The sequence below is a fragment of the Nocardia sp. NBC_01388 genome (assembly GCF_045040085.1).
Lineage (GTDB): Bacteria > Actinomycetota > Actinomycetes > Mycobacteriales > Mycobacteriaceae > Nocardia.
In genome coordinates this window covers 2,023,369-2,046,433 of the sequence record NZ_CP109553.1, presented here as the reverse complement: position 1 = coordinate 2,046,433, position 23,065 = coordinate 2,023,369, and the positions used below count along the sequence as shown (strand labels likewise).

The following is a 23,065-nucleotide window of genomic DNA, read 5'->3' as shown; positions in this document are numbered from 1 at the left end:
ATGGCACGTTGGGAACCGGGCGCTCCGGAGCGGCTGCAGAAGGCAGCCCTCGAACTGTTCGCCACCCGCGGCTACGAGCAGACCACCGCCACCGAGATCGCTCAATCCGTCGGCCTCACCGAGCGCACCTTCTTCCGCTACTTCAGCGATAAGCGCGAGGTGCTGTTCCACGGACAGGATGCCTTCGTGCAGGCGTTCCTCACCGGCGTGGACACCGCGCCGCAGGGCGCCTCCGCACTCGAGATCATCGCCTGCGCCCTGCAATCGGCGGCATCCTTCTTCCCGGACGAGCGCCGCCCGCACTCGCGCACCCGGCAATCGGTGATCGAGCTGAATCCCGCACTGCGAGAACGCGAATCACACAAACTCTCCGGCCTGGCCGCGACCCTCGCCGGTGCCCTGCGCGCCCGCGGCATCGACGACCTGCCCGCCACCCTGGCCGCGGAATCGGGCGCCACCGTCTTCGGGATCGCCTTCACCCAGTGGATCCGCGAGGGCGAACAGCGCTCACTCGCCGACCTGTCCGCAAACGTACTGCGCGAACTGCTCGCCCTGTCCGAAAAGGCAACGGCCGCAGGACATTCGACCCCCGAATAAGGCGAAGTCACAGCGGCCGGGAGGGGACCTTTTTCGGAGAGCCGGGGCGGCCTGCGGTGAGGATGCCGGCGAGCATGGCACGGAAGGTGGGGCATTCCATGTGACTGGGCGCGGGGCAGGCGGCAGCGTGGCGCAGGCTTTCGCTCATAGCGGTGAGCTGGGCGATGGTGTGGTCGAGTTCGTCGGCCCGGGTGGTGAGCATGGCGCGGTCGATCTCGGGGCGACCGTCCGGGGCGAACATTCCGGCGATGTCGTCGAGGGAGAATCCGGCGGCGCGTCCCAGGCCGATCAGGGCCAGCTGGTCCAGGACCGCGGGGGCGAAGAGACGGCGCTGGCCGCGTCTGCCGGTGGAGGCGATGAGTTTCCTCTCCTCGTAGTAGCGCAGCGTCGAGGCGGGTACTCCCGAGCGGGCGACCACGTCACCGATGTCCAGATCCACGGCAATCCCTTGACTTCAAGTCGACTTGAACTGACAGAGTGAAGTTTCCCCCTCCGGTGACAGCAAGTAAAGGAGACTCCGATGAGTTCCGAGCCGCAGCCCGCCGAGCAGATCACGCAGTGGAACGGCCGTTCCGGGCAGGCCTGGTCGCAATCGGCGGGCCTGATGGATCAGGTGCTGCAGCCGTTCGAGGGCCTGCTGGTGGATTCGATCGCCGCCGGGTCGGGTGCGCGGATCCTGGATGTGGGGTGCGGTGCGGGCGCCACGACGCTGGCCGCGGCCCGCCGGGTGGGGCCTGCCGGTGCGGTGGTGGGCGTCGATATCTCCGAGGCGATGATCACCGCCGCCCGCGCCCGTGTGCAGGACACCGACGCCCCGGTGAGTTTCGTGATCGATGATGCGCAGACCGCCGTGTTCGCTCCGGCGAGCTTCGATCTGATCATGTCCCGCTTCGGTGTCATGTTCTTCCCCGATTCGGTGGCCGCCTTCACGAACCTGCGCCGCGCCGCCCGCGATAGCGCCGCGCTGCGGTTCCTGTGCTGGCGCGGTATCGACCAGAACCCGTTCATGACGACCGCCGAGCGCGCCGCGGCCCCGCTGCTGCCGAATCTTCCTGTGCGCCAACCGGATCAGCCCGGCCAGTTCGCCTTCGCCGACGAGCACCGGGTGCGGGCGATTCTCGACAAGAGCGGCTGGGGCGATATCACCATTCGCCCCGCCGATGTGGAATGCACTCTGCCCGAAGAGCATCTGGTGCGCTACTTCAGCCGGTTCGGTGTTGTCGGCCTGGCCTTGCCCGATGTGGACGAGGCGACGCGCACCGGGGTCGTAGAGACCGTGCGCGCCGCCTTCGAACCGTTCGTGCACGCCGGTACCGTCCGCTTCACCGCAGCGTGCTGGTCGGTCGAGGCGACCGCGGCGCACTGAGAACCGCCGCACTGAGGACCGCGGCGCACTGAGCCCGGGCTGCGACCGCCGCGCAACAGTGCGGGCGGTCGCCGCGACAGGTCAGCCCTGCCGTATGGACTCCTTCCGTGTGGATCTCTCCCGCGGCAGCCGTACCCGTGGTCGGCGAAAGCGACAGCCCCCGGTCGTTTACAGCGTGGTGAGTGCCGCGACGGCCTCGGCGAACATGACGTGCTTGATAGCGCCGAGCGTGCTCGGATCCTTCACCCCGAGCGGGGTCAGCAGCCCCAGCGCGCTCTCGGTGACCTCGGCCTCGGGTACGGCGGCGTCGATGAGGTCGTACACCAGGGCCTCGGGCGCCGGGAATCGGTGCCCGGTGGTCATGGACGCGATCGCCGCCTTGGGGGTGAGCTTGGACTGGATGAGCGCGGCCATGCCCTTGGTGAAGGGAATACGAATATCGGCTTCGGGGAAGCAGAAGTACCCGCGGTCGGCGCGCATGACCCGGAAGTCGTGGGCGATGGCGAGCATGGCGCCGGCGCCGAAGGCGTGCCCGGGCAGGGCGGCGGCGGTCGGCAGCGGGAAGGCCAGCACCCGCGCCAGCAGCGCCTGCACCTGGCCCACATACCAGTCGGCGCGGTCGCCATTGGCGCTGAGCCATTCCAGATCCAGGCCGTTGGAGTAGAACTTGCCGCTCGCGGTGGTGAGCAGCGCATGCGACCCGTCGGCGACGACCGTGTCCAGGGCGGTGTTCACCTCGTCGAGAAAGGCTGGGGAGAAACGGTTTTCGTCCCCGCCGAGGTCGAGGACGGCGATCTTGTCGTGGTGGGTGAGGGTGAGAGTCATCGGTTGTCCTTCGCGGGGTGTGGTGTACGGGGTGGTGGTCCGACCGCGAGCACCGCGCGCACGGCGGCACGCAATTGTTCGCGGGCAAGCGGTGAGGTGAAGCGATCGCGGTCGATGAGGATCGCGGTGGGCAGATCGACCAGGCAGATGGTCAGGACATCGACGGCCCCGCCGTCGCCGCGCCCCCACAGCTGCCGGGCCAACTGCTGCATGAGCGCGATCAGCGCCCGCTGGGGTGCCTCGAGCGCCGCGCGCACCGGGTCGGGCAGGTCCTGGTCATCGAGCAGGTCCTCGCGGCGCACGGTGAAGAACATCTTGGTCGAGAGCGGGAATCGGCGGGCGAAGTCGGCGGGCGCTTCGGCCGCCGCGAGCACCGCATCCTCGCCGGTCTGCCCGGCCACCAGATCGGCCTGCAGCGCGAGGAATCGTTCGGCGGCGCGAATCCAGGTGCGGGCCAGCAGTTCCGCCCGGGAGGCGAAGGTGTGGTAGATCGCGCCGTTGGAGATGCCGGTGGCGGCCGCGACCGCGCGAATGGTCACCGCGGCGGGCCCGGCTCCGGCGGCGAGCGCCTCTGCGGCATCGAGCACCGTGCCGGGGTCGTGCATGCGCGGTCTGGGCATGGTTCGAACATAACAGAGCAGTCGCTCTGTTATTACGGTGGTGTGCGCCACCCGGCGCGAGCATTCGCCGCACGCGGGTGGGCGAGCTTGCGGTCCGCGGCCCCACCCAGCGCAGGGTGTCCACGCGCATGGACGAACGCGTGTGGGGCCGACGATCGCTATCGACCACCGCCCCACACGCTTTCGTGGGCCGCTACTCCGATGCGGGTTCGTGCACGCCGTCGGTCAGGACCGGCGCGTACATGGTCTCGATCTCGGCGGCGTACTTCTCGGCGATCGGATTGCGCCGCAGCTTCATCGTCAAGGTCACTTCGTCCCCGCCCGGCTCCCAGAAGGCCGGCAGGATGGTGAACCGTTTGATCTGCTCCACGCGCGAGAGATGCGCATTGCCGGCGGCGACCCCGCGCGCGATCTCGTCGATCAGCCCTTTGTCGGCGGCCAGCGCGGCCGCCGACGCATCGGTCAAACCGTGTTGTGCCGCATAGGGTTCCGCGGATTCGGCGTCGAGCACGATGAGCGCGGTGTTGTAGGAGCGCCGGTCCCCGATGGTGGCCAGGGCACCGATCAGCGGGGTGGCGGCTTTGATGGTGTTCTCGATATTGGCCGGGGACATGTTCTTGCCACCGGAGTTGATGATGATCTCCTTCTTGCGGTCGATGACCCGCAGGTACCCGTCGGCGTCCTCGGTGATGATGTCACCGGTGGCGAGCCAGCCGTCGGTGAGCGCCTCGGCGGTCTTCTGCGGTTCCTGCCGGTATTCACGCATAACCAGTGGTCCGCGCACCAGGAATTCCCCGTCCTCGGCGATCTTCGATTCCAGCCCGGGCAGCAGTTTGCCGACGGTGCCCAGCCGCGCCTGCCCCGGCGGGCTGACACTGGCCACACACGTGAGCTCCGACATGCCCCACACCTCGGAAATGGGAATGCCGAGCCCGAAGAAGAATCCGAGCGTCTCGGCCGGAATCGGCGCGGCCCCCGACAGCGCCCATTTGAGTTGATCCAGGCCGAGTTGGGCGCGCAGCTTGGACAACACGAGCTCATCGGCGTGCGCCCACTCCGCGGCCTGCACGTCATCGAGTGGCGCACCCGCCAATTGCGCGGCCGCCTTGCGCCCCGCCACCTCCAGCGCCCACTCCAACCCCGCGCGCCGCTGCGCATCGGCCTCGTTCGCGACCGAGAACTCCACTGCCGCTTTGAGTTTCTCCCACACCCGCGGCACCGCACCCCAGATGGTGGGCCGGGCATCGATGAGCGCGGCGGGCAATTGTGTGCGATCGGGCACCGTGGTGATCTGACTGCCGTAGTACTCGTGCAGATACAGATTGGTCACCCGGTCGGCCATATGCGCGGTCGGCAGGTACGAGGTGATGCGATCACCGAACTGCACCGGCATCACCGAGGCGTACGCCTGACATTCGAAGGCCAGATTGGCGTGGCTGATCTCCACACCCTTCGGATTGCCGGTGGTCCCGGAGGTGTAGCAGAGCGTGACAATGTCCTCAGGGGTCACCGCCTGCCAGGTGGCCTCGAAATCGAAGTCCTGTCGCACCAGCGAGGTCAGCTGCGCCACCGACAGCGTGCCCGGCACCGCCCGGTCCACGCACACGATCGTTTCGATGGGCACCCCGCTGGCGCGAATGCGATCCACATACTGCGCCTCGCACAGCACGATCCGGTTCCCGGCATTGGTGAACACATAGTTCAGCTGTTGCGCCGAGAGCGTGTTGTACACCGAGAACGAGGTCGCTCCGCTGTGCTGCGCGCCCACCTCCAGGGGATAGAACTCGACCCGGTTGGCCATCATCAGGGCCACGGTGTCCCCGCGCCCGACCCCCAGCGCCTGCAATCCGCCCGCCACCGCCCGCACCTGCCGGGCATACTCGCGCCAGGTCAGCGATTGCTCCCCGCCGACCGAGCGCACCGCCACCGCCTCCGGGTCGATCGCGGCGGTCTGCTGGAATGCCGCAGGGGACGTATTCGGTTTTGTCATAACAGTTCTCGATCCACTCACCGACACCTTCTCAGACGGTAGATCGTGCCGGGTCCGGGTGTGAGCCGTTTAGGCACATCGGCGCGCCGGAGGCCGGGTCGGCGGCAGGGCGCGGCAAGCACCCTATAGCGGAGGACCGCCGCATACGTCACTGTGACGTTTCGACGACGGTGCAGTGCGAGAAACAGCGGGGGAGTGCACCACTTCCGGCGAGCAGGCCGACGGTCTCGCCCCTCAACTCCCGGAATGTCGTCCCGTCGTCGGCCAGGCGACGCCGCAGGGTGCGCCCGCTGAGGCCCAGATCGGCTGCGAGATCGGACTTGCCAGGGCTTCCGGGCGATACCGCCGCCCCTCAACCAAGTCGACGTCACCCGGATGCGCGGGCGAGGTTCGGATTGCTACCCGATTTCAGGAAGGGGCCTCGGACTGCCGGAGTGCGGCGCGGTCGCGGGCGCCGACGATGCCGTAGAGCAGCAGATCTTCCAGCGACGCCGCGAATCCGTCCAGATCGTCGATATCGCGAATGCACATGGCGAACAGTGCCGCCCCGGCCACGGTGTCCAGCACGGTATTCGGATCCAGCCCCGGCCGGCCCGGCGCGGCGTTCTCGCCCAGATACCCGGTCAGCTCTTCACGGGTCGGGGTGTCGAGCCGGGCTGACAATTTCCGGTACAGGCTCGGATCTTCGCGCATCTCGGCCATCAGCCCCGGCATGGCCGCGCGCGTCTCGGCCGAGCCGAAGAGCTGAATGGTCCCGCGAATCACCTTGCGGACCTCCGAGAGCAGATCGGGCGCCACCTTTTCCGAGCCGACGTCCGGGAACACGGCCTGGGCGATGAGGTGGGCCTTGGAGGGCCAGCGCCGGTAGATCGAGGGCCGGCTCACCCCGGCGCGGGCGGCGATCGCATCGATCGAGGTTGCGGCATACCCCTGTTCGACGAGCAGCGCGCGGGCGGCGTCGAGCACGGCGCGGTCCACCGCGGGGTCGCGGTGCGGGCCCAGCCGGTGGCGTGCGGTCACGAAATCGGTCCTTGTCGGTCGGGTCGGGAGTCGTTACAGTCTGTCACATCTAAGTCGTTACAATGTGTAACTGCTGTGGACTCGAGGAGGAGTCGTGTCAGCTGCCCCGCACGCCGCACCCGCCGATACCTATCGGCCGGTACCGCTACTGCAGGACAAGGTCATCGTGGTCTCGGGCGTCGGCCCCGGCCTGGGCCACGCGTTGACCATCGAAGCCGCCCGCATGGGCGCGCACCTGGTGCTGGCCAGCCGCACCGCCAAGCGCCTGGAAAAGGTCGCCGAGCAGGTCCGCGCCCTGGGCCGCACCGCCCTGGTCGCGCCCACCGACATCACCGACGAAACCCAGCGCCAAGCCCTCGTCGCGCGCACCCTCGAAGAATTCGGGCAGGTCGACTGCCTGATCAACAATGCCTTCGCCATCCCGCCCATGAACCCGATCACCCAGATCGAACTGGACGCGCTGCGCACCGTCAATGAAACCAATGTCTTTGCCCCGCTGCGACTCTCGGCCCTGTTCGCCGACGCTCTGGAACGCTCGCGCGGCTCGGTCATCATGCTCAACTCGTGCGTGTCCTACAGTTCGCAGCCCGAATTCTCCGGCTACAAACTCTCCAAAGGCACACTGCAGCACCTGGCGTCCTCACTGGCCACCGAACTGGGCCCACGCGGCATCCGCGTCAACAGCGTCGCCCCCTCGTATGTGTACGAGGACATCAACAAGGCCTACTTCGACTGGCTCGCCAGCCAGGCCGGGGTCACCCACGAGGACATCTACCGGCAGAAAGCCGAACCCACCGACCTCAAACGCCTCGCCGGGCCCGACGAGGTCGCCCGCGCCACCCTGTTCCTGGCCAGCGACCTCGCCAGCGCGGTCACCGGCCAGATGCTCACCGTCGACTGCGGTGAATTCCACCGATGAGCACAGGAGAACCCATGAAGAAGCGAATCGTACTGTGGGGGACCGGCGTCGTCGGCTCGATGGTGCTGACGGAAATCCTCGCCCACCCGCACTTCGAGCTCGTCGGCGTCGGCGTCAGCAATCCGGACAAGGTCGGCAAGGATGCCGGTGACCTGTGCGGCGGCGCGAAAACCGGTGTGCTGGCCACCAATTCGGTGGACGAGCTGATCGCGCTGCGCCCGGACGCCGTCGTGCACTACGGGCCCACGGCCGCTCTGGCCGATGAGAACATCCGCGTCATCGGCAGTTTCCTGCGTGCCGGTATCGACGTGTGCTCGACGTCCATGACGCCGTGGGTGTGGCCGGCCATGGACAAGCTGCCCGATGTGTGGCGTGATCCGATCACGGCGGCCTGCGCCGAGGGCGGCGCGTCCTGCTTCACCACCGGTATCGACCCCGGCTTCGCCAACGACCTGTTCCCGCTGACGCTCATGGGCCTGTGCGGTGAGGTGCAGTCGGTGCGCGCCTCGGAGTTGCTCGATTACACCGACTACGAGGGCGATTACGAGCTCGAGATGGGCATCGGGCATCCGCCGGAGTTCACGGCCATGCTCGAGCATCCCGACATTCTGATCATGGCGTGGGGTGCGACCGTGCCGATGATCGCGTCGGCCGCCGGGATCGAACTCGAGGACATCACCACCACCTGGGAGAAGTGGGTGACGCCCGAGGATCGCGAGTCGGCCAAGGGAATCGTCAAGGCGGGCACGGTCGCTGCCATCCGCTTCAGCATCAACGGCATCTACCAGGGCCGCGAGGTGATCACCCTCGAACATGTCAATCGCATCGGCCTGGACGCGGCGCCGGACTGGCCCGCCGGTACCCGCGACGATGTCTATCGGGTTGACATAATCGGTTCGCCGTCGATTTCCCAGGAGACCTCGTTCCGGTTCACCGATGGTTCCGGCCGCACGCCGGCGGTGGCGGGCTGCCTGTCCACGGGATTGCGGGCGCTCAATGCGGTGCCTGCCGTCAACGATCTGCCGCCGGGCTGGGTGACCGCTCTGGATCTGCCATTGATCCCGGGCAAGGGCACCATTCGGTAAGTGCCGCAACCAGTTTGCCCGCCTCAATACGTCACAGTGACGTATTGAGGCGGGGTGCCGGGACCTAGGGGAGTGGGACCCGAGAGGCCCCGAGTGAGGTTGAACGATCCCGAAGGAGCTCAGATCGCACCTTTTGGCTTATTTCGGAAATTTTACGGCGAATCATGATTTGGCCGAAAAATAAATTACGGCAACGGATTTCGCCTCAGCACACCGGCGCAGTGCACGACATCAAGCGAAGGAGCCCCGTACATCGGGAGCAGCCGGAAAGTGCCCGAAAACGCCGAAAACACATGTCGCACAAGATCATTCCCAGCTCCAGGCAACCCCATAAAAGTACCGATAATCTACATTATGTCAAGTGGCAGCTCGGGCGCTCTTCCGTTGGGTTGGTCTCGACCCTCACACCATTGCACCCGTCTCCCGCCTCGAACCCGCCACCCCTTGCCGATCGGCACCGACAGCGACCGTATTCCTGTGCACAGCCCCGAATTCGCCGCCGCGCCATCGCCGCCCGCTGGCCCGATCGCCTCACCGTTGTCACCGCCAAAGCAGCTCAACCCCCCGCGAACTCTCGGCCCTGCTCATCCGCCCCGACGGCATAGTCGCCGATCCGCACGCCGTATATACCGCGCGTCAGCGCCGACGCGTGGCAGCGCTCACCGGTCGGGCATGGCCAGTGGCAGTCCGAGCCGTGGGAAGCACTCGGCCGGTGGAAAGTGAGTGAGTGCCCCGATTCGGTTGCCTGCCGCGGTGAGCACCAGCAACCCGGTGGCGCGGAACTCCGGCTCGCCTGCGTGTTGCGCATAGATCGCGAAGGCTGGGCCGCCGTTTGCGCGAGTTGTATTGATCAGCATCGGATTCCGATCGCGAAAAGCCGGGACGCAGTGCACGAATGCGGCGATCGCGGTCGGTCCCTGGTACTCGTGTGGCCAGGGCGGCATGGTGAGCCACGCGTCGTCAGTGAGCAGTGCCACGACACCGTCCACATCGCGGGCGGTGTACGCGGCAGCGAAGCGCCGAGTCAGTTCACGCTCGATATCCGAGCCGGGATCGGGCGGATCGGTCCGGGCGTGACCGAGATCGAGGGTTTCGCGAGCACGTTGCAGGGCGGCCTTCACCGCGGTAGTGCTGGTACCGAGCATCTCGGCGACCTCGGATCCGCCGAAGTCCAGGACATCTCGCAGCACCAGTACTGCGGTCTGGCGCGGCGGCAACTGCTGCAGGGCCGTGATGAACGCCAGCTCTACCGATTCTCGTGACTGATACCGCTGCTCGGGATCGAGTAGCGAGTCCGGGTATGGCTCGAGCCAACTCACCCCACCCGTACGGGTGGGATCGGGCACGTCGAACGGCAGCGGCTGCACCGGTCGGCGCCGCGCGTCGCGCTGTGCGTTGAGGCAGCGGTTGGTGGCTATCCGATACAGCCAGGTGCGGACCGAGGAACGCTGCTGGAAATCTGCCAACCCGCGCCAGGCAGCGACCAACGTCTCCTGTAGCACGTCCTCGGCGTCGTGCATTGAGCCGAGCAGGCGGTAGCAGTGCAGTTGCAGCTCACGGTGATACGGCTCGGTGAGCTCACCGAACGCCCGCTCGTCACCGGCCCGGGCTGCCGCCAATGCCTTTGTCATTTCGCCATCGTGGCACCCGGGGTCGACATCGGTGGCATCGGGGGACCGAATCTTCGGTCCGTTCGCGTGTGCGCCGGTGTCTATATCTGTGAACCTTTTCTATCGAATGAATCGAGACCGACATGATCAGCAACGACAGCCCCGCCGTCCGGTTGGCGCTGAACTATTTCCACGCCTGGACCGGTAAGGACATTGACAAGGCCATGACCTACGTGGCCGATGACATCGTCTGCCAGGCACCTGCGGGCCGCATCGAGGGCGCCGCTGCCTACCGCGCCTTTTTGGAACCGTTCAGCCAGATCGTCACCGGCGCCACGATGCTGGCGGCCTTCGGCGATGAGGGCACCGCCCTCGTCATGTACGACACGTCATCCGTTCCGGTCGCCGACGCCCCCGGCGCGGAACTGGTCACCATCGTCGACGGCCGAATCACACAGAGCCGCTTCATCTTCGACCGGGCGCCGTTCGAAGCCGCCCGGGCGGCTGCCGACTGACCGGCTGGCCCTCGTTCATGGGCCATCGATGAACGAGGGCACGGGCCTCGTCCAGCGTGCGCAGCTGGACGGGGGTGAGCCGCGCGGTGATGGCGCGGTCCACGGCCGCGGCCGCGCGCTCGCGGCTTCCCGGCCGTTCTGGGCCGTCGATGACCACACAGCACAGCGCGGAGGAACTGTGCTCATCTCCCCTGTCCCGGCAGACCGTGAGGGTCAATTCTTCCAGTAGTTCGCCGGACCCGCCTGCTTGTCCAGCGCCGAGGCGGCAGCATCGAGCCAGTCGGTGATGCTCTTGTCCCGGGTGAGGTTGATGTACATGGCGGTCGACTCGTACAGGTACCGGTGATTCTGCAGACCCCAGGCGCGATAGGTGCCCCACCCGGCATTGTTGTCGCAGACCGAGGCGCCGGCACCGGTTTTCGGGCACCAGACCGTCCAATCCTGGTCCTGATCCTTGATGGCGTTGTACAGGCCGCTCGCCTCGCCGGCGGTGGCGAAGGCGAACACGTCGATGGACACCAGGATCTGGTCGGAGGTGTCCACATACGAGCCGCTGACCAGCTGATTGCACTGGTGGCTGGTGAGGATCGACTTCACATTCCTGGACATCCCCGAGGTGATGCAGTCATGCACTCCCCCTCCGCGCAGCGTGTATTCGACCTGCTTGGCGTCGGTGAACGATTGCGGCAGTAGCGCATCGGTGGTGAACGGCGTCTTGTCGCCGGCGGCTGAGTCGAGAGTGTTCCAGTCGAACGGCGGGGTGGTCGCCGGCGGGGTGTAGCTGCTGGACGAGCTCGAGTAGCTGGTGAAGGCGTCGGTGCTGTCGTTGGGGTCGTTCGTTCTGAGGGCGGCGTAGCCGATGAGGGCGATCACTCCGAGGCAGGCGACGATCGCGGCGAGGATTCCCGCGACTTTGGTGCCGGAGGCAGGCGGGTGCGCGGGCCGACCGGCGGCGAACGGGGTGGCGAGCAGCGGTTCGGCGGGTTGCCCGCCCTGGTTCGTATGCCAGGCGGGAGGTGTTCGCGCAGGAACGGTTTCGAGGACGGGACTACCGGCGGTTTCCTTCGTGAGGGATATCGACGCCACTACGGTCGCCTCGTCATCCACAGGCGGCCCGGGACGGTCGATGAGCGCGAGCGCATCGGGGCGGTAGGCCGCGCGATCGGGAGTCAGGAATGCCGCCTGCAGTCCGGCCAGCCACTCCCCGGCGGACGGACGCCCGTGCGGGGCAGGCGAACCGGCGAAGGCCCGCACGAACAGCGCACGCAGCGCGGGGTCCAGCTCGACCGGGATACCGGGCAGTTGCCGTTCCCCGGTGGCGACCTTCGGTGCGGCCGGGGACAGGAACAGTCCCCGATAGATCAGACCCGCGAGAGCGAGGCGGTCACCGTCTCCCTGCGCGGGCCGGAGCCCGTCACAGTCGACGAGGTGCGCATGTGGCTGGGACCGGTTCCACGCCAGATTGTGTTCGGTCAGCCCGCCGTGCGCCAGGCCTCGTTCGTCGAGCACCACGAAGATGTCGCAGATCCGGATCAGCACGCCCACCCGGAAATACGGAGCAGGTCTCTCGATCACCAGCTGGTCGAAGGTGAGCGGCGTCCCGTCCGGCCGCAGGAATTCCGCCGGGAGTACGGGCGTGATCACCCCGGCCAGAGCCTGTTCTCGCAGTACCAGATCGATGGGCCAGTTGATCGAGGCCGCCGCCCATTCCTCCGATCCGGCCTGCTGTTCGGCGGCGAGCACGATCTCCCGCCCGAAAAGTACTGTCCGAGCAGCACTTCCGATCAAGTCCCGGCCGTTCGGGGGCGCCCCGTACTGCTTGTAAACCCGCTCCCGCCCCGCCCTGTCCCGGCATCGGCGGCTACTCCCCTGCCCGTCCCCACCCGATTCCCGCGCAACCTCGTACACCTCACCGGATTCCCCGGTCACCGATACCTGCGGCACGCCCCGTCCCCTCCTCCGCGGCGCCCCTGCACCGCCCTGCTACGGCGGATCGACTGTGCCACAACCGACAACAGGGCACAAAACGGACGACTAGGTCAGGCGGAGCACTATGCGGCCGAGGGTTTCTGGGGCCAGTGGACGTCGACTACCAGCCCGAAGTGGTCGCTGGCATGGATGCCGGTCAGCGGCTCGTGGAAAGCCAGGTCCGCGCGCAGGATTCGGCCCGCACCACCGGGACGCAGGAACGGGTCGCCGACGAAGACGTAGTCGATGCGCTGGGGCGGGACATTCGGGGCGCGGGCCTGCGGGTTGGTCAGGGGGTCGTAGGTGTTGCCGGGTTCGGTGGGGCGCAGGGTGGACCAGGCGTCGACGTAGGAGGTGCTGCGGCCCTCGATGACGGCGTTCGCGTTCAGGAAGCGCATTTCGTCGGAGGGCGGTTTGGCATTGAAGTCACCGCAGAGGATCGCGGGCAGCGGGGTGTCCGGGTCGCGGCGGGCTCGAATGGCGTCGTCGATTGCCAGTACCTGCTGCACCCGCTGATAGGCCTGCGCGGGTGGCGGGGCCAGATGGGTGCTGAAGGCGTCGATTCCGGCGGTGTGGGCGTACAGCAGTTCGGCCTGGATCCGCCAGGAGGGATGCGGATCACGCGGGGCGGGATCGGCGGGCAGCGGCAGCACCTCGTGGCGGTCGATGGGCCAGCGGCTGAGAACGGCCGAGCCGAAGCGCAGGGTGCGGTCGGCCCAGGCATCCTCGGGAAACGGGTACCCGCCGAAGCACCAGTGCCAGCGCCCGGCCGGGGACTGCTCGACGAGCCAGCCGGCGGTATTGGTGCCGGGCCCGGTCTCCCACACCTCCTGCAGGCAGACCAGATCCGGGTCGAGGCGGTCGAACCAGGCCAGGATCTCCTGGCGCCGCCGCTCCCAGTGCGGTTCCAGCAGGGAGCCGATATTGAGCTGCACAATCCGCAGGACGTCGGATTCGGGCATGTCCACCTCGTATTCCATACCGGCTCAACACTATCGGCGAGCCTGCCCACTGTAACGTGTTCTACTCTGGGTCCGGTGGATGTCACATACGAGAGCACCAAGCGCGAAGTCCGCACCGATCAGGGTGTGATCCGCTACCACGAGGCCGGTGACGGCCCGCCCCTGCTCCTGCTGCACGGATCCGGCATCGGCGTGACCGGATGGCGCAATTATCGCGGAAACCTCGCCGTCTTCGCCGAACACTTCCATTGCTACGTCCTGGAATTCCCCGGCTTCGGCGTCAGCGATCCCGTCGAGCGCGGCGGACACCCGGTTATGACCGCCGGTGATGCCGTCATCCGGTTCATGAATGCGCTCGGCATCGACTCCGCACCCATGATCGGCAATTCCATGGGCGGCGTGGTGGCGGTCAACCTCGCCATCACACATCCCGAACGCGTGCAGAAGGTCATCTCCATCGGCGGCGTCGGCGCGAGCATCTTCAGCGCCAACCCCAGCGAAGGCACCCGGCTGCTACAGGAATTCGCCGACGGCCCCAGCCGGGAAGGGTTGCTGCGCTGGCTCAACTGCATGGTCTACGACCCCAAGACCATTACCGACGATATCGTCGAAGAACGCTGGGCGGTCGCCGGCCGGCCCGATTCGCACCAGACCCTCGAGGCCATGTACGGCTCGGAATCCTTTGCGCGGCAACAGCAATTCCTCGCCGACTCCGCCATCCCGCCCTACTGGTCCATGATGCACAAGATCCAGTGCCCCACCCTGCTGACCTGGGGCGGCGACGACCGGCAGTGCCCGCCCGATATGGCCATGATTCCCCTGCGGCTCATCCCGGACGGCGAGCTGCACATCTTCCCCAAGTGCGGTCACTGGGTGATGGTCGAAGCCAAGCAGGCCTTCGAACGCGTGAGCCTCGAATTCCTGCAGCGCTGAATCGGTTCGGGAGGTAACCCGGTGCCCGCAGACCTGCGGGACACCGGTCTCTCGCCCCCTGCCCGCAGATAGCCGGTGTGCCAAGCTGTTGCGCATGTCCGAGCGTGCGGTGACCTCACCGAATATGACTGATCAGGGCCGCATTCCGTCCGTGCTGCGGTTCAGCACCGAGCTCATCGCCTGGATCGCCGCACCGTGGGCGGTAGCGGATCGCTCGTCCGTCGTACTCGCGCTGGTGGTATTCGTGGTGCTCATCGGACTCCCGACGGTGTTCGGCACAGTCGGGGACAAGAAACAGGTGATGGTGGCCGCACCCGGCTGGGTGACCATCGCACTGGTGGTCCTACTCGTGGCCGCGGCCGTGTGGGGCGCCTGGCTGGTGTGGCCCGTATGGGCAGCCATCCTGGTTTCCGTACTGGCGGCAGCCACCGTCATCGCCGAGATTCCGCGCTGGCGTTGGCTGCTGGGGACGTAGGACTACCAGACCAGCGAGACGTCACGCACCCGGACCCGGCCGAAGAAGCGCTTACCGATGGCCGGGCCGTCGTGGTTGTCACTGTTCATGATGTCCGCCAGCTCCTCGGCCAGGCCCTGTAGCGCGGGACTGACAAATCCCGCGCTGTCCCAGCCCCAGTCCTGCGGCACATCCTCGACAGTGATGACAATGCTGCTCTCCCCCGGCAACGCGGTCACCGCGTAGCCGATCGCGGCAGGAGCATCCCGGATCGGATCACTCACCGCCACCTCACCCGCCTGACCGGGTCCGGTGAAAACGACTCGCGCGAAAGCGATATCGGCACGGATCAGATCCGCGACCTCCGCCAGATCCGCATGCCTGGCGGCACGGTTGTACCGCGCGCCGTAGCTGCGGTCATCCAGATCCGCATGCCTGGCGGCACGGTTGTACCGCGCGCCGTAGCTGCGGTCATCGACCGGCACCTGCACCGACTTGGCGAGGATGCGATCGAGCATCCGGTGCGCGGCAGCCCGTTCCCCGGCACCCGTCGCGGGATGATCGATCAGCGCGCGCAGCCGCGTGATTCGAGGCGGCATCGTCAACTCCGTTCAGCGCCGGGCGAACACCGTCGCCTGACAGGCGGTCAGCAGTTCGATCAGCTCCTGCGCCGCACTCGCGTCCAGCACCGCGAACGACGGTCCGATCAGATCCTCGGTGATCGTCTCGGCCTGCATCCAGCGGCCCTTCAATTCCGCGGTGATCTCCTCGAACGGTTCCGGCCAGCCGAAGGCCCGCGCCTGCTCCGGACCGGTCGTGCGCGGCGAACCGGCGATGAGCACCGCCTGCTGCGGCGTCAGACCGCTGGCGCGCACCCCGATCAGATGCAGACCGCCACGCAGCTCACGCAGCACATGGATCAGCTGCAGCACCCGGCCGGGTGCGTCATCAGCGCGCGGCAGCGCACGCCAACCGGCGAACAGCGGCGCCCCGGCCGGATCAGCGGCATCCACCACCGGCTGCAGCAGCTCGGCCAGGCGCTCGGCCTGCGCGAAGTCCGCCAGCTTGCGACGCCCGAAGTCCTGGCAGGCGGCCAGATAACCGGCCGCACCCTTGGCGGCGGGCACCGCGGCCGTGGACTCCCACGCCGCGCGAATCGCCTCCGCCCGGAAGAAGCCGAAGGCGGCCGTCACCACATCGGCGTCCACATCGCCCAGCACACCTCCGCGGCCACGCGTATAACCGGGCATGAATCCCTCCACACCGGTGGAGGCGGAGAACTCCTTCGCCTCCCGGGAGAACATGAACCCCCCACCGATCTGCTGGACCTGATCCTTCACCGCGGACGCAACCGACATGTCCGTTCCTCTCTGAGCGGAAAGCGCAATCCACCCGAGACTATTTCACCGTTGATCGGCGCGGTCCAGGGGCCTGCTCCCCCGGCCTCCGGAGCCGAATTATTCGCAGTCGCAGTATCTTTCGACACCAGGTCCGAGATCGACCGGCCCTCAACGCACCTCGGCGCACGTCACCCTGAACGAAAGCCCAGTTCCATCCGCTAACCTTCGATCGGTGCTAGGACATTCACATGCAACTAGTGGCGCGCTCGCCTGGTCAGCAGCCGCCGCAGCATTACCACTCACCGTTTTGACCTATCCCGCAATAGAATCCGGGCAGATCCGGCCCGTCGACCTCGTGATGGGTACCTTCCTCACCGCCGGCGCGGCCCTGCTGCCCGACGCCGACCACCCCAACGGCACCATCTCCCATGTGCTGGGCCCGGTTTCACACGCCGCCTGCAAAGTGATCTCGAAAGTGTCCGGCGGACACCGGCATGCGACGCACTCCTTCGCCTTCGTCGCCGCCGTCACCTACGGCACCTGGGCCGGTGAACACTGGCTCGGCCGCTACTTCACGCTGGGGCTGGTCTTCTTCCTGCTCGCGCTCGCCATCCGGGCGCTCAATCTCGCACCCACCGGCGACGGCGCCAAGGCCTGGGTCACCGTCGTAATCCTCGCCACCTGCGGCACATTCGCCATCGACCACTGGATCAGCGACAAACCCCTCTGGCTGCCCTTCTCCGTCGGCCTGGGCTCCTTCGCACACCTGGTCGGCGACTGCCTCACCGATCGCGGCTGCCGGCTGCTGTGGCCGCTGCGCATCCGCACCCGGATCCCCATCATCGAGCGCACCGGCAACTGGATGGAGACGTTCGTCCTGGTACCGATCTTCGCGCTCGGCACCATGGCCCTGCTCTGGTACACCATCACCCATCAACCGTGATCACTCACCAAGGGTGACAAGGGAATTCCGGGGCCACGTCCCCGGAAACCCGGACTGTTCCGCAGTGCGCCGGGCCCGCATCCACACCTCGGCCTGCCCTCCCCGAGCCTGCGGCGGCCCACATTCCCGGACGTTCCGCCCACCCTCGGCGGATACCAACCGCACAGTCCTGACGTGCTCGTATGATCCGTTGGTCAGGTGTATGAAACGGATGGAGGCGGAATGAGCGATCGCGAAGAACTCGACTGGGAACTGTTCGGCGACGCCAGCCGGGAGCTGGCACAGCAGATCGCCGACGACGGCTTCGAACCCGACCTGATCCTGTCCATCGCGCGCGGCGGACTCTTCGTCGCCGGCTCGCTCGGCTACGCCCTCGACGTGAAAAACCTGCACGTCATGAATGTCGAGTTCTACACCGGCGTCGACCAGCGGCTCGACCTGCCGGTCATGCTGCCGCCGGTACCCAATGCCGTGGACCTCACCGGCGCGACCGTACTCGTCGCCGACGATGTCGCCGATACCGGCGCGACGCTCAAACTGGTGCGCGACTTCTGCAAAGACCATGTCGCGGAGGTGCGTTGCGCGGTCATCTACGAGAAGCCGCGCTCGGAGGTGAACTGCGAATACGTGTGGAAGCACACCGACCGCTGGATCAACTTCCCGTGGTCCGTGCAGCCGCCCGTCGTCAAGCGCGCGGTCCGCGTCCTCGACGCCTGACCCCGGGCTGCCGCCTGTAGAGAGACAGCAACGCGCCGGGTTCGAATCATCGAACCCGGCGCGTTCTCGTTCTACTGGGAAAAAGCGTCAGACCAGTTCGGCGGACAGAATGGTGACGGCGTCCACCGGCACATCCTGGTGGCCGGACTTGGAGCCGGTCCGCACACCCTCGATCGCGTCGACGACGGCAATGCCGTCGACAACCTTGCCGAACACGGTGTAGCCGAAGCCATCCTGGCCCGGGTAGTTCAGGAAGTCGTTATTGCTGGAGTTGATGAAGAACTGCGCGCTGGCCGAATGCGGGTCGCTGGTGCGAGCCATCGCAACGGTGTACTTGTCGTTGCGCAGGCCGTTGCTCGCCTCGTTCTCCACCTTGTTCGGGGCCGGCTTCTGCTTCATATCGGCGGTCATTCCGCCGCCCTGCACCATGAAACCGCGGATCACCCGGTGGAACACGGTATCGGTGTAGTGGCCCGCCTTGACGTAGTCGACGAAGTTCGCGACGGTCTTCGGCGCCTTGGCCTCGTCGAGTTCCAGGGTGATATCCCCGGCGGAGGTCTTCAGGAGCACTGTGGTCATGTCGCCCATCGTATGGGAGCCCGAAACCGGGCGACCGCCCGGCATCCACCGGCCCTTCCTTCTCGATGCGGAAAGGGTGATTGATGTGGGACAAGACGTTTCGCGGTAGGTGACTTCACGGAGCTACTTCACAAGTGAGCACATGCATAGATGCGCATATTTCCATTAACTAATCGCAAGGCTTTCGGTGGGAGTCACCGCCGGCCTCACGCCTCGTACAGCTCGAGCGGCAGATCGTCCGGATCGGCGAAGAATCCGAACCGCTTCCCCGTGTACTCGTCAACCCGCACCTCCTCCACCCGAACGCCCTGGGCTGCCAATTCCGCCAGCGCCTCCCCCACATCCGCCACCACGAAGGCCAGATGCCGCAGGCCGGCCGCCTCCGGCCGCGAAGGCCGCGGCGGCGAATCCGGGAACGAGAACAACTCCAGCCGTCCACCATCCGGAAGCGCGAGATCCAGCTTGTACGAACGTCTTTCGGCTCGATAGTTCTCGGCCAGCACGCGCAGCCCGAGCACCTCGGTATAGAACGCCTTCGACTTCTCGTAATCCGACGCGATCACCGCGACATGATGGATTCGCTTCAGCTCCACGCGCCAGACGTTAGCCGACCGCACCGACATGCAGCCGCAACCAGGCGGCACCCCCTCTCCCCCAGGCTGCCTTTCTGACGCCTAGCCTCGCTGGCGACTTCTCCCGACACACTGGGGCATCACATGCGTAGATGCGCATATTTCCATGTTCACATGATATATATCCGACTGCTTGGTCCTGGCCGAAAGGCATCGATGGTTACCGACCGCTCAGGTAGCGAGGTTGTAGTGTCGGAACGGATGCGTTCAGGGATGTAAATGAACCTGCGGACCGAGGGATACGACATGTCTTATGCCGTGGATTTCACCGATGTCTCGACCGTCGGACTGGAATCGTCGCCGGTCGCGGATGCGCTCGCCGGCCTGCGGGCGAACGAGGCCCGGTACTTCAAGAACAAGTACGACCATGTCTTCACAGTGGAGCCCGCCGACAAGGCGAAATCGACCATCGAGTGGATCCGCAACATCCTCGAGAAGGAACGCGGCATCGTGATCGCCTCTCCCCCGCTCGAGGCGGCGGCCTTCCAGGTGGAGAACATCAAGTTGGCCTACGTCTTCTACGAGAGCGGCCTGTCGATCAACGTGATGTACACGGTCGACGACGACGGCAAGCGCGCGGTGGGGTTCAAGCTCTCCGATGGGATGGAAATCCCCGAGGAACTCTCGAAGTTCAAATTCGCGCGGCAGAAGTCGAAGCTGGCCGGAACGATTCGCGGCTCCTACTTCGTGATCAAGAACGAATACTGATCCCGGCCCGCGGCTAAGCAGCGAGCGCCGAGGCCGCGGCCGCCAGCAACATCCCGCGATACGAACCGCCGAACAGCACCACATGTACCAGCAGCGGATGTAGTTGATGCAGCGGAATGCGTTGCCGCCAGCCCGAAGCCAGGGGTGCGGACTCCCGGTAGGCGGCGAGGATCAGGTCGAGGTGCGGGGCGCCGAAGAGTGCGAGCATGGCCAGATCGGTCTCCCGATGCCCGCCGTGCCCGGCCGGATCGATGAGCAGCGCACGCTGACCGGACCAGTGCACATTGCCCGACCACAGGTCCCCGTGAATACGACTCGGCGGCTCCGGCGGACCGGACAGGTGACCGATGCGCTGTATGACCCGTTCGATCAGCCGAATACCGTCGCGGCCGAGGTGTTGCGCGGCGGCCGGGAGGTACGGAGCCAGTCGCCGTTCGGCATACCAGCTCCCCCACTCCCCCGCGGTCGGTGAATTGTCCAGCGGCAGTGTGGCAATGAAGCCGGGCCAGGGTGCGCCGTAGGTGGCCGGCGAGCTGCCGTGCAATTCCGCCAGCGCGCGGCCGAACTGTGCGGCGGCGGCCGGTGACGCGGATTCCGGCGCCAGCCACGGCAATACGAGCATGCGATCGTCATCGGCGATCACCGGCGGGACGATCGCCGCATCGGCTTCGGCCAGCCAGCGCAGGCCGGCCGCCTCTGCCGCGAACACTCCCCCGGTCGTGAACAACTCAACGTCCGAATCGGGTTGATCGGAAGATTCGGCATCATCCGGAGCTGCCTTCACGAATACCGAGCGGCCGTCAGCCAGTTCGCCGCGGTACAGGGTCCAGGCATGGTGTCGTCCGAGGCTGGTCAATCGGCCCACCGGCACACCGGTGAGTTCGCATAGGCGCGCGGCGACATCCATGAATACACATTGTGTCGGACTTCGACTCAGCTGACTCCGGTCTGAGCTGCCCGGTATGAATCCGGGCGCGTCGAGACCCGCGATCGGCCTGAGCGGTCAAAGATCGAAGGACGGCGGCAATTTTTACCGCCCCACCCGGGATTTTGACCGCTCAGGCCGGATCTCGCCACAACTGTGGTGCGCTCAGCCCCTGTCGAATCAATGACGCCGGAATCACCACACCGCATCGGCCCGCCGGGGCGAACAGCACCTCGGGGTGGCGCATGACCCTCGGGGTGGCGCATGACGCTGCTAGGAGTCGGCGCGGATGGCGATGCGCTCGCGCAGCAGTGCCGCGGTGACCGCATCGGCGGGGAAGAAGGCTTCGATCGCCAGTTCGGCGACGGTGACGTTCATGGGTGTGCCGAATACCGTGGTGACGCTGATGAAGGCGAGGTCGTGGCCGTCGTAGCGGTAGCGCATGGGGACGACGGCCTGGTCCGGGTCCGGCAGGCCCGGGGATTCTTCGCCGCCGGGGTAGCCGCGCAATTCCTGTAGTAGCGCGATCAATTCGGGGGCGCCGCTGACGTCGATCTGCCGTTGCAGTCGCTCGAAAAGGTGCCCGCGCCATTCGGCGAGGTTGATGATGCGGCCGGCCAGTCCGTCCGGGTGCAGGCTCAGGCGCAGCGCGTTGACGGGTGCTTCCAGCAGTCGCGGGTCGGCGCCTTCCAGGAACAGCGCGATGCCCGCATTGGCGTCGACCATGTTCCAGCCGGCGTCGACGGCCAGCGCCGGATGTGGTTCGTGCCCGGCGAGAATCTGCCGGATGGCGCTGCGCACCGGTTCCATGGCGGGGGTATCCAGTTCCGGTTCGGCGTAGACGGGTGCGTATCCGGCGGCGAGCAGCATCCGATTGCGTTCCCGCAGTGGGATTTCCAGCTCGTCGGACAGGTGCAGCACCATCTGCCGGCTGGGTGTGGCCCGCCCGGTCTCGATGAAGCTGAGGTGCCGAGTCGAGGTCTCGGCCCGCCCCGCGAGTTCGAGCTGGCTGAGTCGCCGCGTGACTCGCCAGTGCCGCAGGAGATCGCCGGCAGTCTGTGTACGCATGCGTTGATCGTACGAATCCGCGGCACCGCAAACCATTACCCGTCAGGTAATGCGCGGAGTACCTCGGGATCTGCTGTGGAATCTGTGCGAATCGAATCCGCTGTTCAGTGGCCCGGGCGGTGGGTGGCGAAGTCCGCCAGGGTGATCGGCGGGTGTCCGCCGTACTGCTGGATGGCAGGGGTCACCTGATAGAGCCCGGTGCCTTCGCCGAGGAGCCGGAAGATCTCCCAGAGTTTGGTGAGGTGTTCGGCCGCATGCGGGCTGCCGTAGACGTCGAGGGCCCAGCGGCGCCAGGTTTCGGGGTCGGTATCGCGGTACGTGCGGCCGAGGGTGTGGGCTGCGGCGCCGATGGATTGGACGTCGCCGGTGAGCAGCAGGACCGGCTCGGATGTGCTGTCGAGGTCGCTGAGCAGGCCCGCCGCCACGCGGGCCACATCGCTCGCGGCGACGAGCGGGAGTTCGGTGTGCGTGGAGCCCATGGGCAGGGTGAGGGTGGCCGGGTCCCCGGTATCGGCGATGCGGGCGAGATTTTCGTAGAAGACGGCCGCGCGCAGGTGGATTGCGCCGACCTCCGCCCAATCGAGCAGTTGTTCGGCCACCCAGTGCTGGCGCATGCGCGGGGTGAGCGCCTGCGGTCCGGCGGCGAGCTGGGAGACGGCGACCACCCGCTCGATCCGGGCTTCGCGGGCACAGACGGCGAAAGCGCCTGCGGCATCGAGCAGTCCGTCGATGACCGGGTAGGTGAAGTAGGCGGCACGCACCCCGTCCATGGCCGCGCGGGTGAACGCGATATCGCGAAGGTCTCCGACCAGGACGTTCGCGCCGAGGGCGCGCAGCACCATGGCCCGTTCGTCATCGGTGTGCACGAGGGCGCGCACGGGGATGCCGCGCCCGAGGAGTTGCGCTGTGAGGTGCCGCCCGGTCGAGCCCTGCCGTCCCCCGGCGGCACCGGTGACGAGTACCGGTTCCATCATCCAACGGTACGGCCCGCACCGTTGCGCCACAGGCCCTTTCACCGCCGCCGCACAATCGGTCGGCATGCCGCCCCACCGCGCGTGGCGACCTCGCCTCGGCCGAAGTCACCTCAGATGTGTGCGGGTGATCGTCGCGCGGAACCTCGCGACCGCATCACTCTGTCCTTCCGCAGGAACGGCGGGACCTCGGCCGAGGCCACATCACCGAGGAACAGGCACGCACATCAGCGAGGGCCGATCCGGCTTCATCGAGAGGGCTCTGACGGTGGCGTGGTGCGGGGTGGGGTGGGTCGCCTCCACCAGAGCCCTCTCGGC

At 66.8% G+C, this 23,065-nt stretch carries 25 protein-coding genes; 10 read left to right on the top strand and 15 right to left on the bottom strand.

The window, feature by feature from the left end:
- Positions 1 to 597: a TetR family transcriptional regulator gene (locus tag OG716_RS09500; RefSeq protein ID WP_405137279.1), complete on the top strand. Its 597-nt coding sequence runs from the start codon at positions 1 to 3 to the stop codon at positions 595 to 597.
- A gap of 7 nt (positions 598 to 604) precedes the next feature.
- Here OG716_RS09500 and OG716_RS09495 read toward each other — a convergent pair whose 3' ends face one another.
- Positions 605 to 1,036 (bottom strand): helix-turn-helix domain-containing protein, encoded by a 432-nt coding sequence (locus OG716_RS09495; protein WP_405137278.1) that lies wholly within the window; start codon positions 1,034 to 1,036, stop codon positions 605 to 607.
- Between the two features lie 81 nt (positions 1,037 to 1,117).
- On the opposite strand from OG716_RS09495, the gene OG716_RS09490 reads away from it, so the two are divergent.
- Positions 1,118 to 1,963 (top strand): class I SAM-dependent methyltransferase, encoded by an 846-nt coding sequence (locus OG716_RS09490; RefSeq protein WP_405137277.1) that lies wholly within the window; start codon positions 1,118 to 1,120, stop codon positions 1,961 to 1,963.
- Between the two features lie 168 nt (positions 1,964 to 2,131).
- On the opposite strand, the gene OG716_RS09485 is transcribed toward OG716_RS09490, so the two are convergent.
- From OG716_RS09485 to OG716_RS09470, 4 genes are all read right to left on the bottom strand, one after another.
- Complete coding sequence (locus tag OG716_RS09485; RefSeq protein WP_405137276.1) at positions 2,132 to 2,788, bottom strand: enoyl-CoA hydratase-related protein; 657 nt, start codon at positions 2,786 to 2,788, stop codon at positions 2,132 to 2,134.
- The gene (locus OG716_RS09480) at positions 2,785 to 3,408 is read right to left on the bottom strand and encodes a TetR/AcrR family transcriptional regulator (protein ID WP_405137275.1); all 624 of its coding nucleotides are present in this window, start codon (positions 3,406 to 3,408) and stop codon (positions 2,785 to 2,787) included. Before OG716_RS09480 ends, OG716_RS09485 begins: the two co-directional genes overlap by 4 nt.
- 193 nt (positions 3,409 to 3,601) lie before the next feature.
- Positions 3,602 to 5,398, bottom strand: coding sequence for a fatty acid--CoA ligase FadD11 (gene fadD11, locus OG716_RS09475; protein ID WP_405137274.1), 1,797 nt, complete (start codon positions 5,396 to 5,398; stop codon positions 3,602 to 3,604).
- A 408-nt stretch (positions 5,399 to 5,806) separates the two neighbouring features.
- Entirely contained in the window at positions 5,807 to 6,418 is a 612-nt protein-coding gene (locus OG716_RS09470) for a TetR/AcrR family transcriptional regulator (RefSeq protein ID WP_405137273.1), read from the bottom strand.
- A 94-nt stretch (positions 6,419 to 6,512) separates the two neighbouring features.
- Here OG716_RS09470 and OG716_RS09465 point away from each other — a divergent pair, with 94 nt between their 5' ends.
- Both OG716_RS09465 and OG716_RS09460 read left to right on the top strand, forming a co-directional pair.
- Positions 6,513 to 7,337, top strand: a complete 825-nt coding sequence (locus OG716_RS09465; protein ID WP_405137272.1) for an SDR family oxidoreductase — start codon at positions 6,513 to 6,515, stop codon at positions 7,335 to 7,337.
- A 14-nt stretch (positions 7,338 to 7,351) separates the two neighbouring features.
- The gene (locus OG716_RS09460; RefSeq protein WP_405137271.1) at positions 7,352 to 8,422 is read left to right on the top strand and encodes a dihydrodipicolinate reductase; all 1,071 of its coding nucleotides are present in this window, start codon (positions 7,352 to 7,354) and stop codon (positions 8,420 to 8,422) included.
- A gap of 659 nt (positions 8,423 to 9,081) precedes the next feature.
- On the opposite strand, the gene OG716_RS09455 is transcribed toward OG716_RS09460, so the two are convergent.
- A complete protein-coding gene (locus tag OG716_RS09455; RefSeq protein ID WP_405137270.1) occupies positions 9,082 to 10,053 on the bottom strand; it encodes an RNA polymerase subunit sigma-70 in 972 nt (323 codons plus the stop codon).
- Between the two features lie 122 nt (positions 10,054 to 10,175).
- Between OG716_RS09455 and OG716_RS09450 the strand changes: the two genes are divergently transcribed.
- The gene (locus OG716_RS09450) at positions 10,176 to 10,547 is read left to right on the top strand and encodes a nuclear transport factor 2 family protein (RefSeq protein ID WP_405137269.1); all 372 of its coding nucleotides are present in this window, start codon (positions 10,176 to 10,178) and stop codon (positions 10,545 to 10,547) included.
- Between the two features lie 213 nt (positions 10,548 to 10,760).
- Here OG716_RS09450 and OG716_RS09445 read toward each other — a convergent pair whose 3' ends face one another.
- Both OG716_RS09445 and OG716_RS09440 read right to left on the bottom strand, forming a co-directional pair.
- Positions 10,761 to 12,491, bottom strand: coding sequence for a hypothetical protein (locus OG716_RS09445; protein WP_405137268.1), 1,731 nt, complete (start codon positions 12,489 to 12,491; stop codon positions 10,761 to 10,763).
- Positions 12,492 to 12,598: 107 nt separating this feature from the next.
- Entirely contained in the window at positions 12,599 to 13,495 is an 897-nt protein-coding gene (locus OG716_RS09440; RefSeq protein ID WP_405137267.1) for an endonuclease/exonuclease/phosphatase family protein, read from the bottom strand.
- Between the two features lie 57 nt (positions 13,496 to 13,552).
- On the opposite strand from OG716_RS09440, the gene OG716_RS09435 reads away from it, so the two are divergent.
- Together OG716_RS09435 and OG716_RS09430 are read left to right on the top strand one after the other, a co-directional pair.
- On the top strand, positions 13,553 to 14,410 hold the full coding sequence (locus tag OG716_RS09435) for an alpha/beta fold hydrolase (RefSeq protein WP_405137266.1): 858 nt from the start codon (positions 13,553 to 13,555) through the stop codon (positions 14,408 to 14,410).
- A 94-nt stretch (positions 14,411 to 14,504) separates the two neighbouring features.
- A complete protein-coding gene (locus tag OG716_RS09430; protein WP_405137265.1) occupies positions 14,505 to 14,885 on the top strand; it encodes a hypothetical protein in 381 nt (126 codons plus the stop codon).
- 2 nt (positions 14,886 to 14,887) lie between these two features.
- Here OG716_RS09430 and OG716_RS09425 read toward each other — a convergent pair whose 3' ends face one another.
- Positions 14,888 to 15,463, bottom strand: coding sequence for a hypothetical protein (locus OG716_RS09425; RefSeq protein WP_405137264.1), 576 nt, complete (start codon positions 15,461 to 15,463; stop codon positions 14,888 to 14,890).
- A gap of 12 nt (positions 15,464 to 15,475) precedes the next feature.
- Positions 15,476 to 16,222, bottom strand: a complete 747-nt coding sequence (locus OG716_RS09420) for an SCO6745 family protein (protein WP_405137263.1) — start codon at positions 16,220 to 16,222, stop codon at positions 15,476 to 15,478.
- A gap of 214 nt (positions 16,223 to 16,436) precedes the next feature.
- Here OG716_RS09420 and OG716_RS09415 point away from each other — a divergent pair, with 214 nt between their 5' ends.
- Together OG716_RS09415 and OG716_RS09410 are read left to right on the top strand one after the other, a co-directional pair.
- The gene (locus OG716_RS09415) at positions 16,437 to 17,147 is read left to right on the top strand and encodes a metal-dependent hydrolase (RefSeq protein WP_355121512.1); all 711 of its coding nucleotides are present in this window, start codon (positions 16,437 to 16,439) and stop codon (positions 17,145 to 17,147) included.
- 222 nt (positions 17,148 to 17,369) lie between these two features.
- Positions 17,370 to 17,864, top strand: coding sequence for a phosphoribosyltransferase (locus OG716_RS09410; protein WP_297617319.1), 495 nt, complete (start codon positions 17,370 to 17,372; stop codon positions 17,862 to 17,864).
- Between the two features lie 87 nt (positions 17,865 to 17,951).
- Here OG716_RS09410 and OG716_RS09405 read toward each other — a convergent pair whose 3' ends face one another.
- Both OG716_RS09405 and OG716_RS09400 read right to left on the bottom strand, forming a co-directional pair.
- A complete protein-coding gene (locus OG716_RS09405; protein WP_405137262.1) occupies positions 17,952 to 18,443 on the bottom strand; it encodes a peptidylprolyl isomerase in 492 nt (163 codons plus the stop codon).
- A 206-nt stretch (positions 18,444 to 18,649) separates the two neighbouring features.
- A complete protein-coding gene (locus OG716_RS09400) occupies positions 18,650 to 19,036 on the bottom strand; it encodes a VOC family protein (RefSeq protein WP_405137261.1) in 387 nt (128 codons plus the stop codon).
- Between the two features lie 285 nt (positions 19,037 to 19,321).
- Here OG716_RS09400 and OG716_RS09395 point away from each other — a divergent pair, with 285 nt between their 5' ends.
- A complete protein-coding gene (locus OG716_RS09395) occupies positions 19,322 to 19,783 on the top strand; it encodes a phage tail protein (RefSeq protein ID WP_405139605.1) in 462 nt (153 codons plus the stop codon).
- A gap of 13 nt (positions 19,784 to 19,796) precedes the next feature.
- Here the strand turns inward: OG716_RS09395 and OG716_RS09390 are convergent, their stop codons facing one another.
- The 3 genes from OG716_RS09390 to OG716_RS09380 form a co-directional block, all read right to left on the bottom strand.
- Positions 19,797 to 20,690, bottom strand: a complete 894-nt coding sequence (locus OG716_RS09390) for a fructosamine kinase family protein (RefSeq protein WP_405137260.1) — start codon at positions 20,688 to 20,690, stop codon at positions 19,797 to 19,799.
- 291 nt (positions 20,691 to 20,981) lie between these two features.
- A complete protein-coding gene (locus tag OG716_RS09385) occupies positions 20,982 to 21,776 on the bottom strand; it encodes a helix-turn-helix transcriptional regulator (protein WP_355121520.1) in 795 nt (264 codons plus the stop codon).
- 104 nt (positions 21,777 to 21,880) lie between these two features.
- On the bottom strand, positions 21,881 to 22,747 hold the full coding sequence (locus tag OG716_RS09380) for an NAD(P)H-binding protein (RefSeq protein WP_405137259.1): 867 nt from the start codon (positions 22,745 to 22,747) through the stop codon (positions 21,881 to 21,883).
- Positions 22,748 to 23,065: the final 318 nt, after the last annotated feature.